The 13,009-nt window shown below is 65.2% G+C and carries 12 protein-coding genes; 6 read left to right on the forward strand and 6 right to left on the reverse strand.

The window, feature by feature from the left end; genetic code table 11:
• The 3 genes from ACILQR_RS11960 to ACILQR_RS11970 form a co-directional block, all read left to right on the forward strand.
• The coding region (locus tag ACILQR_RS11960) for a site-specific DNA-methyltransferase (RefSeq protein ID WP_395651635.1) at window positions 1–1,350 on the forward strand (1,350 nt) is incomplete at its 5' end.
• A gap of 12 nt (window positions 1,351–1,362) precedes the next feature.
• Complete coding sequence (locus tag ACILQR_RS11965) at window positions 1,363–1,770, forward strand: DUF5681 domain-containing protein (protein WP_395651636.1); 408 nt, start codon at window positions 1,363–1,365, stop codon at window positions 1,768–1,770.
• Window positions 1,767–3,254, forward strand: a complete 1,488-nt coding sequence (locus ACILQR_RS11970) for a hypothetical protein (RefSeq protein ID WP_395651637.1) — start codon at window positions 1,767–1,769, stop codon at window positions 3,252–3,254. Before ACILQR_RS11965 ends, ACILQR_RS11970 begins: the two co-directional genes overlap by 4 nt.
• Here the strand turns inward: ACILQR_RS11970 and ACILQR_RS11975 are convergent.
• Genes ACILQR_RS11975 through ACILQR_RS11990 form a run of 4 tightly spaced genes read right to left on the reverse strand, consistent with a single transcriptional unit; the run spans window position 3,251 to window position 7,702 of the window.
• Window positions 3,251–3,958: a hypothetical protein gene (locus ACILQR_RS11975; protein ID WP_395651638.1), complete on the reverse strand. Its 708-nt coding sequence runs from the start codon at window positions 3,956–3,958 to the stop codon at window positions 3,251–3,253. The two genes, ACILQR_RS11970 and ACILQR_RS11975, sit on opposite strands and share 4 nt — an antisense overlap.
• 27 nt (window positions 3,959–3,985) lie before the next feature.
• Window positions 3,986–4,912, reverse strand: a complete 927-nt coding sequence (locus ACILQR_RS11980) for a TauD/TfdA dioxygenase family protein (protein ID WP_395651639.1) — start codon at window positions 4,910–4,912, stop codon at window positions 3,986–3,988.
• 40 nt (window positions 4,913–4,952) lie between these two features.
• Entirely contained in the window at window positions 4,953–6,359 is a 1,407-nt protein-coding gene (locus ACILQR_RS11985; RefSeq protein WP_395651640.1) for an acyl-CoA reductase, read from the reverse strand.
• Complete coding sequence (locus ACILQR_RS11990) at window positions 6,356–7,702, reverse strand: hypothetical protein (protein WP_395651641.1); 1,347 nt, start codon at window positions 7,700–7,702, stop codon at window positions 6,356–6,358. The genes ACILQR_RS11985 and ACILQR_RS11990 overlap by 4 nt, the downstream gene beginning before the upstream one ends.
• A 105-nt stretch (window positions 7,703–7,807) precedes the next feature.
• Between ACILQR_RS11990 and ACILQR_RS11995 the strand changes: the two genes are divergently transcribed.
• Entirely contained in the window at window positions 7,808–8,806 is a 999-nt protein-coding gene (locus tag ACILQR_RS11995; RefSeq protein ID WP_395651642.1) for a GlxA family transcriptional regulator, read from the forward strand.
• On the opposite strand, the gene ACILQR_RS12000 is transcribed toward ACILQR_RS11995, so the two are convergent.
• Together ACILQR_RS12000 and ACILQR_RS12005 are read right to left on the reverse strand one after the other, a co-directional pair.
• Window positions 8,800–10,044, reverse strand: coding sequence for an MFS transporter (locus tag ACILQR_RS12000; protein ID WP_395651643.1), 1,245 nt, complete (start codon window positions 10,042–10,044; stop codon window positions 8,800–8,802). The genes ACILQR_RS11995 and ACILQR_RS12000 overlap by 7 nt on opposite strands.
• Before the next feature lie 49 nt (window positions 10,045–10,093).
• Window positions 10,094–11,257, reverse strand: coding sequence for a sulfotransferase family protein (locus ACILQR_RS12005; RefSeq protein WP_395651644.1), 1,164 nt, complete (start codon window positions 11,255–11,257; stop codon window positions 10,094–10,096).
• A gap of 163 nt (window positions 11,258–11,420) precedes the next feature.
• On the opposite strand from ACILQR_RS12005, the gene ACILQR_RS12010 reads away from it, so the two are divergent.
• Together ACILQR_RS12010 and ACILQR_RS12015 are read left to right on the forward strand one after the other, a co-directional pair.
• The gene (locus ACILQR_RS12010) at window positions 11,421–12,572 is read left to right on the forward strand and encodes an epoxide hydrolase family protein (RefSeq protein ID WP_395651645.1); all 1,152 of its coding nucleotides are present in this window, start codon (window positions 11,421–11,423) and stop codon (window positions 12,570–12,572) included.
• 10 nt (window positions 12,573–12,582) lie between these two features.
• Window positions 12,583–13,009 (forward strand): metal-dependent hydrolase (locus tag ACILQR_RS12015; protein WP_395651646.1); only part of this gene is annotated, 427 nt, incomplete at its 3' end.

The raw sequence follows: 13,009 nt of genomic DNA on the forward strand, positions 1-13,009 counted from the left end.
GAGCTCCGGCTGGGCAGCCGCCAACTCCGAATTCGCAAGAAAAGCGTCCTCGAGTTGATGGCCGCCAGCATCAGCCAGTTCGGCTTCATCAATCCTGTTCTCATCGACGAGGACAACAACATCATCTGCGGCAAGGGCCGCGTCGCGGCCGCTCGTTTGCTTGGCATGACGGAAGTCCCCTGCATCCGGGTGACCCATCTCACTGAAGCCGAAAAGCGGACCTTGGCCATCACCGAGAACCAGCTTGGTCAACTCGCCGGCTGGGACCAGGAAACGCTCCGCATCGAGCTAACCGAGCTGTCGGGGATGGACCTCGGCTTCAGCTTGGAGCTGACCGGCTTCTCGTCGGCCAAAATCGACGCCATCATCTTCGGCGGCGACGGCGCTGATCGCAAAGGCGACGCCATTCCAGCCCTCGCCGATAAGGTGGTGAGCCGGGTCGGTGATCTCTGGCATCTGGGCGACAGCCGCCTGCTGTGCGCGGACGCCACCGTGGCCGAGAGCTTCCAAGTCCTTCTCGCTGGCAAGCCGGCGCGGGTCGTCTTCACCGATCCTCCCTACAATGTGGCCGTGGCCGGCCATGTGACCAGCGGTGGCCATCACGGCGAGTTCGTCATGGCCTCAGGCGAGATGTCCGACGACGAGTTCACCGAATTCTCGACCAAGGTCATGGCGAGAGCCAAGGAGAACCTGATCGACGGGGGCCTGATCTACTACTGCATGGACCACAGGCATATGGAGCACACCCTCGCCGCTGCCAAGGCCACGAGTCTGGAACGCCTGAACCTTTTGGTTTGGGACAAGAAGGCCGGCGGCATGGGCAGTTTCTATCGCTCCCGGCACGAGCTTATCTTCCTGTTCCGCAAGCCCGGCGCGTCGCATCTGAACCGGGGCGAGTTGGGCAAACACGGCCGCGACCGCTCCAACGTCTGGACCTATGAGGGCGTCAACGGCTTCGGGGCCGCCAAGGCCAAGGCCCGGGAGATGCACCCGACGGTCAAGCCGCTTGGGCTTGTCCGCGACGCCATCCTGGATAGCACGGAAAAGGGCGACGCCGTCCTGGACCTGTTCAGCGGAAGTGGCACCACCATCATCGCCGCCGAGAGCGTCGGTCGCCGGGGCTTCGCCACCGAACTCGACCCTCGCTACGTCGATGTCGGGGTGGTTCGCTGGCAAGAGTTCACCGGACGCGAAGCCCGGCTGGCCTCGACCGGCCAGACTTACCGCGAGGTCCAGGCCGAACGCGCCTTGACGCCGGCCCCGACCGCCGCGCCGACCGACATCCACACCGCCCAGATCATCACCCTTCCCGAGCCTCGCGTGCGCGTTCGCACGCGTCTGGCCGCCTAACGGAGCCCCGTCATGTCCAAAGCATACAATGAATACGAGGTCGGCTACTGCCGACCGCCCGTCGCGACCCAGTTCAAGTCTGGCAAATCCGGGAACCCCAAGGGTCGGCCGCGTGGGTCCCATAACCTGCAAACGATCCTGAGCGACGAACTTCAAAGCCGGGTGTCGGTCGTGATTAATGGCCGGCCGGTCAAGCCCACGAAGGCGGAGCTCGCTGTTCGGCAACAGGTGGACAAGGCCGCCAAGGGCGATCTTCGCTCATTCTCGGCGCTCATGAAGCTCAACGCGCAGGCCGCCACGCCGCCCGATACAGCTGAAGGCAATATGGCCCCAGCGGAGAAGACCGAACTAACCGGCGACCAGTTCTCCGAAATACTGGCCAGCATCGTCCGTGACCACCAACCGGAGGACGGCCAATGACGCGTCGCGCCCTCTCCCCCGGCGAGCTTCTGCTCGCCGGGGCCCGTCATGACTTCGGGGCCTTCCTGGAGCTGACCTTCGCCCTGCTCAATCCAGGCGTCCCATTAGTCAAGGGTTGGTATGTCTCGGCCATGGTCCAGGCCCTGAACGAGGTCGCCGACGGCTCCAACAAGAGGCTGCAGATAACTGTCCCGCCCCGGCACCTGAAGTCGATCGCCACGACAGTGGCCTTCACCGCATGGATGCTTGGGCGAAACCCCGCGATGAAGATCATCTGCGCCAGCTATGCCCAGGACTTGGCGTCCGAGCTGTCGCGGGACTTTCGCAAGGTCATCCAATCCGAGCTGTACCGAGCCATCTTCCCCGTGATGGCCTCGTCCATTGTCAAGGACACCGAGGACCGGATGTTCACGCGCCAAGGCGGTGGGCGGCGAGCCGTTGGACTAGGATCCATCACCGGTTACGGCGCGGACCTGATCATCATCGACGACCTGATGAAGGCCGCCGACGCCTCCTTCCCTGAAGCACGCGAGAAGGCTCGCCAATATGTCGATGGGACCCTGTTTACGCGAATGAACAACAAGGCATCGGGTGCCGTCATCTCCATCGCTCAACGTCTGCACGAGGACGACATCCCGGCCCACTTGATCGCCAAGGGTGGCTACCGGCACCTGGATCTGCCGGCCATCGCCCTGCGCGACGAGATAATCCCCTTGACCCACGGAAGGACCAAGGTTCGGCGCATCGGAGACGTGCTGAACCCCGAACGCGAACCAATGGACGTCCTGGAGCGCCTTCGCCTCGAGTTAGGTCCCCGCGTGTTCGAGACCCAGTACCAACAAAACCCCATCCCGACCGACGGCGATGTCATCCGATGGGACCGCATCCAGTTCTACGACGAGGACCCGATCGACTTCCTGGTCGACGAGGGCCGGCGCAAGCTCAGTCGGGTCGTGATCAGTTGGGATTGCGCCGACTCGGTCGCGCCGAACGCCGACTACTCCGTGGGCACCGTCTGGGGCTATGACAGCAACTTCTGGAGGCTGCTCGACCTCGTTCAGGTTAAACTGGCCTACGCCGACCTCCTGGCGCGCGTCCGGTACGAGCGCAAACGCTGGCGGGCGGATGTAGTCCTGGTGGAAGAGGCCAGCGTCGGCCCGGCAATTCTGGACATGCTGAGCCAGGACATGCGTTGCCAGAGCGACCCCCAGCACCACGCAACCTACTGCCAACGCCAGAAGATTCGTCCGCGTGTCGGCAAGGCCGAGCGGTACGCGATGGCGTCGGAGCCTCTCTACTCGGGCTGGGCCAAGTTACCCCGCGAGGCCCCTTGGCTACCCGGTCTCCAAAAGGAGATGATGGGTTTCCCGAACGCCCGTCACGACGACCAGGTCGACAGCCTCAGTCAGTTCCTCATCTGGATGGTCGGCCTGGGTGGACGGCGCCTGGTTGATCCTCGGCGGGACCACAGTCGCGCCGCCTAACCTTCGGCGACCACGAGCGACATCGTCGTCGCATCGTCCGGCGCAGTAGGGATCATGCAGAGGCCCACAATCCACAGCGCCGTCCAGGCGGCCACAATGGCCCTGGCCCTTGACGTGTGGCCCTGCCGCAGGACGAACCATGAAAACACGACTGGCAGCATGAAAATGCCAGCCCCTAGGAGAATCCCGACCTTGCGAGGCCCGGTCCGTTCGGATCGGGCCTTTTTGGGTTTTGGCGGTTGGGCCGGCTTGGTCTCGACCTGCTTCTTGATGTCTAGATAGGCGTCCTTGCCGGCGATGCATTTGAGGACCTCGCCCTCCAGCGTGTGAAGCTCGAAGGCGACCTTCATGCCGCCCCCGACCATGGATCCCACCGCCGCCCCCACCGGGCCCGCCAGGAACACGCCCCATGCTGCGCCCTTGAGGGCACCGGAGGTCGTGCTCTCGACCGAGACGGGCACGACGCGTGACCTTGGCCGAGTTGGTGACATTCGAGCGGTGACTCGCACGGTTCCGCGTTCGAGGACCTCGATCGCGAGGGCCAGGGCTTGGAAATCGGCGGCGTGGGCGCGGAGCACCCTACCCGCCTCGCCAAGCCCTAGCAGATTGACGTCGGTGCGGACGATATGTGCGCCCTCCAGGATCGATGACGCGAGGACGCTGAGCCTCAGCTTGGCTTCAAGCGCGTCCTGGATAGAGAACATGGCGTCGGCGGGCTCGGGTGGGTGCTGTCAGGCCAGCTTGATCGACACATGACCTTCCGGTGCCTTGAACAGCGGGACCCGGTCGGCGTGTGAGGGCGGAAGACCCTGGGTGCTGATCCGCAGCAGCCGACGCCGCTTGCCGTCCTCGGCCGAATATTCGATCGGCGTCGCCCGGTGCAGGGTGGCCAGATTATCCCAGATCAGAATGTCTCCGGCTTCGGCCTTGACCTCGGTGTTGAACCGGGGCGCGACCGCATGGGCCTTGATCTCGGCCAGCAGGCGCTCACCCTCCTCCGGCTCCATCCCCTGGATCCCGTAGGGCGTTCCCGCCACACCATACAGGTTGCGCCGGCCGCTGATCGGGTGGGTGATGACCAGGGGATGTACGGGCCGCTCCGAGGCCCGCTTCTTTGCCCGGACACCCCCGTCGCGACCGGCCTCGTCAGGGTCGAGCTTGATCGGCGTCTCGTCCGCCTCCCGCTTGCCACCAACCAGCATATGCCGGGCCTTGAGCCCCTCGATTTGCATCCGCATCGCATCAGGCAGGGCCTCATAGGCAGCCGTTAGGTCGGTGAACCGGGTTTCGCCCCCATGGTCCGGGGCTTCCACGGCATAGAGCATGGTCGAAGTCGCAGGCATATATTCGTACGATCCGTCCGTATGCCAGAACGAGGCCCCGTCCCGCCGGCCCGGATCGAGATCGGGCGAGTTGGAGATGGTGATCAGGGCCGGAAACTCGGGATCCAGGTCCTTGGTGAAGAAGAAGTCGATCGGATCGCCGAACGTCCGACCGAACCGGGCATACTCGGCCTTGTCCAGTGTCTGGCCGCGAATGCGCAGCACGTGGTGTTCAGCCAAGGCCTCGACCAGGGCGTGCTGGTCTTCCACCGACACGGCCCGGGTATCGATGTCTTCCACATCGGCACCGAAGGGCTCGAGAGGGGTGATCTTCATGGGTCTACCTTCTGGTTCTGGAGCGACGTCGACTTGCGCGTCAGCCCTCGTCGTTGACCCACCGGACGAAGCGGTGGAGCGGATAGAAGCCGTCGTGGGGCAGGCCGACCTCGGGCGAGACGGCGCCCAGGGTCACGATCCTCTGGGCCCCGGCCGACGCGAGGGCATTGCGCAGCGTCGCCTTGCGTTCGGCCGGATAGACCCCGACCGTCTGGGTCGCGACATTGACGTGCCGGATCGCATCCTCCAGCCGCTCGACCGCGACCACATTGACCACCTTGCCCTCGGGATAGAAGTCCACGGCCTCCTCCGACCGCACCACCAGGCCGCGGCCCTCGTAGCCGCCCCAGACCCGGTAGAACTCCTCCATGTCCCGCAGGCCCTCGACCTCGTCGCGGATGTTGCGCGGGATCGGACGCGGTTCGGCCGAGGACGACCGACGCCCCTCCCCCAGCTTCGCCTGCAACCGCGCGCAATAGCGGTCGATGTCGGCGATGGAGCCCTCGATGAACTGATACCGGCTGGAGGTGCAGGCCTGCTGGTTCATCAGGGTCGCGTCGTGGGCCCCGGCTTCCGCCGCCGCCTCGAGCGCCTCGTCCGAGGCGAAGACCTCACGGCCGATCATCGAGATCGAGGTCTTGGGATCGAAGGCGACCAGTTCGAGGCCTGGCCCGACGTATTTCAGTGCGCCCTTGATCGTGCTCTCGCCACCCCAGGCGACGATCTTGTCGAAATACTGGGGCCGGAACAGCATGCTCTCGACCGCCTCGTCCCCGCCGCGCCAGTAGGCGGCCGAGAAGGATTTCGCGACCGGATGGCCCGGTGCTGCCTCGGACAGCGCCGCGATGATCGCCGGGGCGCTGAACAACTCGTTGGACGGCAGCTTCAGCAGATGCACCCCCTTGGTCAGGGCCCCGCGAATGACGGTGTTTGCCGCCACGCCCGGCGAGTTCCCCGCAATGACATGCAGCAGCCTGCACGGAAACGCCCGCACCTTCGCCGGCCGCCCCGACGGCGTCGCAACTTCGCGCCAGCCGTCCAGCAAGTCCTTTCCGCCGATCTCCTGCTCGATCATGAACTCCATCGAGGCGCGGTTGAACATATGGCCCAGATAGGCGAACGACCGTTCGACCAGGTCACGGGGATAGAAGCCCGCCGCGACGCTGCGTTCCATGGCCTCGGCCAGGGCCCCGGACCGATCCCGTTTCAGAACCTCTCCGGCCTCGACCAGCAGGTCGATGATCTCGTCGACCGGCACATCCGCAGCGGGCGACGGCGCGGGGCGCGGCCAGACCAGGGCGCTGACATCCAGCGGTGGGGTGGTGAAGCGGTTGGGGTCCCTGCCGTACTCGGGGCCGTCCCCCTCAATGACCTGGCCCTTGACGACATGACGGACGCGCATGGGTGCGTCCACGGCGGGATCGGCCGTGATGGCTTCGGGGGTCATTGGGCCACGGCTCCACGGATATAGGCGTCGATGGTGCCGGCACAGCCGATGTGGTCGCTCTCGCCCGGCTGGCTGAAGCGGGTAATGGTGTCCAGGATCGTCGGCCCAGCGCGTCCGCACGGGCAGTTCTTGAAGTCCACGGTGACCTTGTCGCCGCTGATCAGCCCGCCCCAGCGGCCCTCGTACAGCAGATCGAGGAAGGCGAACCGGCCAGTGACCACGCCGTCCTCGCCATCCTCGGCAGTCAGCAGCGTCTCCCCGTCCGGGTCGAGCAGCAACCAGATCAGGCCCGGCGGCCGGTGATACCGACCGCACTGGCATTTCGGACAGGTCTGGGCCAGTTCCGTCATGCCATAGGCGTTGTTGCGAACCACCTTCCCGTAGAACCGATCGACCCGCTCCTTGTAGTCGTCCGGCAGGGTGACCCCCTTCAGCCCGCCGCCCGCGCTGACCATCGACTGCGGATGGAAATCGCCGTCGGGGACGCCCCGCGCATGGGCCCGATCGATGATCCCCATATGCTGGGCCCACAGTCCCGAGACCACGATCGGCTCATGCCTATGCGCCAGCAGCTTGTCGACGAAATCGTCCATGGCCGCCGTCATCCGCTCGCCTCGCGCCCGGGCCACAGCCTGGGCGGCCGAAATCTCCGCCGGCGTTGCCGTGCCGTCGGCCATGCGGGCGTTAAGGGCGGCCGAGGCGCTGATGTCGGCCAGCTTCAGCGGCTCGTCGGTCAGGAAATGGGCCTCACCGGGCCGGGCCCAGACCTTGGCCGTATTGTGCGCCGCCTCGATCGCGCTATTCGGCCCTTTGGAGGGGCTGGTCATGAAACAGGCGCGGCTGTTGTCGGCCTTGATGTAGGGCCAGCCCGACATCCGCCGGTAGTGCCGGGTCTTGTTCTCTGAATCGCCGCGCGTGTGGTTCAGGAACGAGACCTTCCCACTGGATCCGCTCGTGGCCAGCACCATGTGGCCCGCGTCCCGCAACCGATCCATCCAGTCATCGACATCCCTGACGCCCTCGACGTCCACGTCGGTGACCCGGGCCGTCGACAGGGTCTGCATCCACTGCAGCAGCCGGTCCCATTTGCCCTGCTCCACGAAACTGGCCGGGTAGGATTTGTAGGAGGTGTGGGCGAAAAGCAGGGGCACCAGATCGTCGAACGACCTGATCTCGCTGACCCCGCTTTCGGCGGCCCGTCGGCGCAGCACCGGGATCTGTTCCAGCCGCTCTGCGACCAGTTCACGTGCCGCCTCGAGCTGACGCGCCTCCAGATCCGGATAGCTCCGGTCGAAAACATCTTCGTGGACGACTTCGTCCACCAGCTCCGATCTGACTGACATTTCCTGGCTCCCGTTTTTCTTTGACGGTGACCCTGAACCGGCCGACTGTGGAGTGGTGATCCGGACCTACTGCATGTCGATCCGGACAGGTCGGAAGGTCGAGGAATGCCCCAGGTCGCGATAGTGGTTACGGACGGTGTCCTGACCAACGCGGTCTTCGAGCTGATCGACGCCCTCAGCCTGGCCAACCGCTATACCGCCCAGCAGTATGCGACGCGCGAGGAACTGCCGGTCACCATCGACGTCCGCCTGGTCTCGTTGTCCGGTGAGCCGGTGGCCGCCGAAAGCGGGCGGATGCTGGCCGTCGATGAAGGCCTAAGATCCGCTCACGAACTGACGCCCCGGCTGATCTATGTCGCGCCCTTCGCGATCGGCCGCCCGGAGACGCTGACCGCCCGGCTCAAATCCCTTGCAGGCATCGCCGACTGGCTCCGAAACGCCCACGCGGACGGTGTCCTGATCGCGGGCAGCGGGACCGGCGTCGCCGTCCTGGGCCTGGCGGACCTGTTGACGAACGCGACCGTGCCCGTCGCCTGGTGGCTGGAAAAGGCGATGGCGCGACGGTTTCCCGGCCTGACTCTCGACACCGACCGCAAGATCGAGGCGCGCGAGGATATCCTTCTGGCCGGCTCCCACGCCGCCGAGCCTGCTCTCGCCATCCGCATCCTGGAACGGATCATGTCACCGGATGTGGCCACCTGGGTCGAGAGGATCACGGGCGTCGACCGCTATCCGGACGGGCCGGACCCCGCCAACGCTTACGCTCCGACCCTGCTCAGACCCGATGAGCTGGTCAGCCGCGCAGCCCACTGGCTGCAGCTGCGCTTTGCCCAGAAGCCGTCCATGGCCGATCTGTCGGTGGCCATGGCCGTCCACCCCCGCACCCTGTCGCGGCGGTTCTCGGCCAGCCTGGGCATGACGCCCGTCGAATACCTGCAAGGCCTTCGGATCGAGGCGGCCAAGCGGATGCTGGCACGGTCTGACCGCAAGATCGAACGGGTCGGCTATCTGGTCGGCTATTCCGATCCCGCCTTCTTCAAGGCCCTGTTCCGAAGACAGACGGGCATGACGCCCGCCCAGTTCCGTCGGTCTGCCGACTACTGAACGTCGAGCCGGCCCTTGACCCCGGGTTCGGCCGGGTAGCGACCCAGCAGCAGGTAGCTGAGCGCCGCGATCAGAAACAGGCCGCCGGCCCCGATCAGGGCGACGTTGTAGGACTGGAAGACGTCGTAGACGAAGCCGAACGCCACGCTGCCCAGCGCCGCCGCCAGGCCGATGAACAGGGTCGACAATCCATAGATCGCCCCGAACGACTTCATGCCGAAGTATTTGGCGATGATATAGGCGATGACGTCGATCTCGGCCCCCTGCGCCAGACCGATCAGAACCAGTCCCGCCCCGATCAGCAGCGGGCCCGGTACCGAAGGCATCAGCAAAGCGATCCCCAGGATCGGAAGCAGGGTGAAGGCGCAGCCGACGGCCGGGGCCCAGATGCGATCGACCAGAATGCCCGTCGTCAATGTGCCGGCCACGACCGAGATCGCCAGCAGGGCGCTGTACTGGGCCGCCATGCCCGGCGACAGGCCCTTGTCCGTCAGCAGGGGCTGGAGCTGGCTGAGAATCCCGACACAGGGTCCATAGGTAAGCGCGGCGGCCAGACAGACCAGCAGAACCCGCTTGTCGCGGACCAGACTGCCCCAGAGGGCGGGATTGAAGATGGAAACCGGCTGCCCCTTGGCGTTCAGCTCGACCGCATCGCGACGATCCTTGACCAGCAGCCAGCTGACCGGCAGTGCCACCAGAACCGCGACCGCCGCCAGCAGATAGAAGCCCGCGCGCCAGCCATGGTTGGCGATGACATAGTAGACCGCGATGGGCATGAAGGCGCCCGTCAGGGAATAGCCGATCCTCGACACCGCCAGGGCGGTGCCGCGGGTGGTGCTGAACCAGCCGGCGACGGCCCGGGTGAAGGCGATCCCCGTCGTCCCCATCCCGGCGAAGACCAGCACCAGGAAGGCGACGATGAACATCGTGTAGTTCACGCTGTGCGCGATCATGACATAGGCCACCGCGACGATGGCCAGGCAGGTGCATAGCACGGGGCGAACCCCGACCCGGTCGATCAGCCTGCCGTACAGGGGGGCGACCAGAGCGGCGAAGGCGGCCACGTGGAAGGCGATCGCGATCTGGCCCCGGCCCCAACCGAAGGCTTCCTGCAAGGGTTGAACGAACTGGCTGGAGGTAAAGGACCAGCCGCCGTAGCCCAGGCCCATGGCCAGGAAGGTGCCGAGGACGACCTTCCAGTGGGCATGCCATTCGTCCCGTGTGGTCTGACTGATCATGGTCGGCCTCGATTGCTGATGGAAGTGACGTCGCGAGCCATGCTGCCGGTCAGGCCGCGCGCTCGAGGCTGACGTTGAAATCGCGGATGTAGCCACCCATCACGCTGTCGATCCCGGCGTAGTCCAGGTCGAACGCCTCCATCGTATAGGCGTGTTTCGGCCCGCGTGCGTGAGCTTCGCGATCCAAATCCATCCAGCTCTGAACGGCGGCAGCGCGGCTCTCGTCAAAGGCGATACCGAACCTCTCGTAGCAGCGGCGCAGTTCCTTAAGCGGATCGGCCTGGACCTGCAGATAGTGGGCATCGAAAAACTGGTCTGGATGGGCGTCGCGCACATCGGCCGCTCGCTTCATCGACTGCGACTGACGGTCCAGCATCCCGAAGGAACCGGTCGGGGTGACGTCCGAAAACAGGCCGTAGTTGACCGCCAGATTGTTCGACAAGGAGGCCAGCACCTTGGCTGGATCGCGATGGCACAGCACCACGCCTGCATCGGGGAAGACGTCGATCAGATCGGCCATCCACCAGTCGTGCGCCGGGGTCTTCAGCACCCACCGGTCACGCTTGAAGCGGTGCTGCAGATGCTGGAGCGCCTGCTTCTGCTCCTGATAGACCGGCTTCATGTCCACCGAATACAGCAACTTGGCGTAGTTGGGGACGTTCCACCAGGCGGGATAGTTGACCGTCAGCAGCGACATCTCCCACAAGAAATTGCACTCCTCCGGCCGCTCGGCACCATAGGGATGGATGCCCTGCATGGCGGGCGACAGGAAACCCTCGAACGCCAGCGCATCGCGGCACTCCTCAATGCGCGGGTCGGTCGTGTAGGTCGCTTCGTGCGGCGGCGGCGAGGGGAACATGATCTCCCACATGCGCGGAGAGCGGTTCACCGGATCGGCGGCCAGCAGATTGTGGAAGAAGGTCGAGCCGGCGCGCGGCAGGCCGGCGACGAAGATCGGCTTGTCGATGACCTCGTCCGCGATGCCGGGGAAGCGCTTGCGATCCTCGGTCAGGGCCAGGCGGCCCTTGAGGTTGTCGACCAGTCGCCGCTTCGCCCGCTCGATGCCGAGGGCGTTCAGGTCAGCGTGTTCGATCAGGTCCGACGACAGCACATCCAGAGGCTCGCGGAACACGTCTGCGCCCCAATCGGACAGGCCCGTGGCGTCCTGCGCCGCGTTCATCAGGGCCTGGGCCTCGAGCGGATGAGTCATCATATTTCCTCGTACACCGCTTGTGACGCGGCTTTACTGAGGTCGAGCCTATGGCCCATGCCCCGCCACGTCATCCGGCGGCGACCAAGGCATCGCGCTTCCGATACTGTCGGACTGCGACGCTGACACCTTTCGCACGCGTCGGGCACAGGGGCATGATGCCGCCATGGACGGACCGATCCCCTTTACCATCGCCGTACCCGACGCCAGGCTGGATCAGATCCGCGCCGGCCTGCGCGCCGCATCGTTCAGCTATGCGCCGGAGGGTTCGGGCTGGGAGTACGGTGTCGACGTCACCTATCTGCGTGAGCTGGTCGACTACTGGATCAACCACTACGACTGGCGCAGGTGGGAGGCGCACCTCAACCGCTTCCCGCAGTTCAGCGTTCGCATCGACGATGTCGATGTCCGCTTCCAGCACATCAAAGGGTCCGGCGGTCGTGGCCCGATCCTGATGACCCACGGCTGGCCCGGCTCGATTTTCGAGTTCGACGAGGCCGCCGAACGGCTGGCCTTCCCCGAGAAGTTCGGCGGTCGCGCGGAGGACGGGTTTGACCTGGTCATCCCCTCCCTGCCCGGTTTCGGCTTCTCGACCCGGCCCGCGCGGCCGATCGGACCACGCAAGGTCTCGGCTATGTGGCGCACCCTGATGGTCGATCGTTTGGGCTATGACCGCTTCTTTCTCCAGGGCGGAGATTTCGGCAGTTCGGTGTCGAGCTGGGTGGCGCATGACGCCCCCGATCACGTCGCCGGCCTGCACCTGAACCTGGCCATTCCCATGCCGGTCCCGGCGTCCGAAGCCGTGCCCGGCGAGGTCGAGTGGCGCGCAGCCTACGAGGCGATCCAGCGGCGCGAGTCCGCCTATATGTACGAACACATGACCAAGCCCCAGACGATCGGCGCGGCCCTGTCGGCCAGCCCCGTCGCCTTCGCCGCCTGGGTGATCGAGAAATTCCACGGCTGGGCTGACACCCACGGCGATATCGAGAGCCGGTTCACCAAGGACCAGCTGATCACCAACCTGATGACCTATCTGGTCAACGATGCAGTATCCTCGGCCATCTGGATGTACGCCGGCACGGCGGCCGAGGCGGGCCAGGGTCTGTTGTCCGGCCTCAAGGTCACGGTCCCGACAGGCGTGGCCCTGTTCCCGGCCGAGTTCATTCCGCCGGCACCGCGTGACGCCATCGCGCGAAACTGGAACCTGCAACGCCTGACCCAGATTCCGGCCGGCGGCCATTTCGCGGCGTTCGAGGAACCGGAGCGGTTTGCCGATGACGTGAGGGAATTCTTCCTTGGGCTCGCCCACACAGACTGAAGGACGAGAGATGACGCAGATGAAGGTTCGCTATCCCAAATGGGATTATGCCGAGACCCCGCCCCACTGGTCGCCGTATATCGAGTACGTCCAGGCGCGGAACGCGTCCTCGACCATCCCGTCCTATCTTGAACCGCATCTGGTCAAGGTGATGATGTTGGCTCGCAAGGCGCTGGACGCCAAGGACAGTCCGCTCGACCAGGACATGGTCTTGTTCATCAAGCAGGAAAACCAGCACTGCAAGCAGCACGACCTGTTCAACAAGAGGCTGCACGAGGCCGGATACGAAGGCCTGACCGCCTTCGAACAGAAGATGGAGGCCACTTACGAGGACTGGCTCGCCAACAAATCTCTCAAGTTCAACTGCGCCTATGCCGAAGGGTTCGAGGCGCTGGGATCGGGCATGGCCGAGGTGGTCTTTGAAGGCAAGCTGGCCG

Origin of the sequence: Brevundimonas sp. (genome assembly GCF_044239655.1) — a bacterium.
In the GTDB taxonomy this organism is placed as follows: domain Bacteria; phylum Pseudomonadota; class Alphaproteobacteria; order Caulobacterales; family Caulobacteraceae; genus Brevundimonas.

Coding starts and splice junctions, on each gene's coding strand:
- ACILQR_RS11990 (WP_395651641.1), bottom strand. CDS start 7,702: ATGTCAGTCAGATCGGAGCTGGTGGACGAAGTCGTCCACGAAGATGTT.
- ACILQR_RS11985 (WP_395651640.1), bottom strand. CDS start 6,359: ATGACCCCCGAAGCCATCACGGCCGATCCCGCCGTGGACGCACCCATG.
- ACILQR_RS11965 (WP_395651636.1), top strand. CDS start 1,363: ATGTCCAAAGCATACAATGAATACGAGGTCGGCTACTGCCGACCGCCC.
- ACILQR_RS11995 (WP_395651642.1), top strand. CDS start 7,808: ATGCCCCAGGTCGCGATAGTGGTTACGGACGGTGTCCTGACCAACGCG.
- ACILQR_RS11980 (WP_395651639.1), bottom strand. CDS start 4,912: ATGAAGATCACCCCTCTCGAGCCCTTCGGTGCCGATGTGGAAGACATC.
- ACILQR_RS12000 (WP_395651643.1), bottom strand. CDS start 10,044: ATGATCAGTCAGACCACACGGGACGAATGGCATGCCCACTGGAAGGTC.
- ACILQR_RS11975 (WP_395651638.1), bottom strand. CDS start 3,958: ATGTTCTCTATCCAGGACGCGCTTGAAGCCAAGCTGAGGCTCAGCGTC.
- ACILQR_RS11970 (WP_395651637.1), top strand. CDS start 1,767: ATGACGCGTCGCGCCCTCTCCCCCGGCGAGCTTCTGCTCGCCGGGGCC.
- ACILQR_RS12005 (WP_395651644.1), bottom strand. CDS start 11,257: ATGATGACTCATCCGCTCGAGGCCCAGGCCCTGATGAACGCGGCGCAG.
- ACILQR_RS12010 (WP_395651645.1), top strand. CDS start 11,421: ATGGACGGACCGATCCCCTTTACCATCGCCGTACCCGACGCCAGGCTG.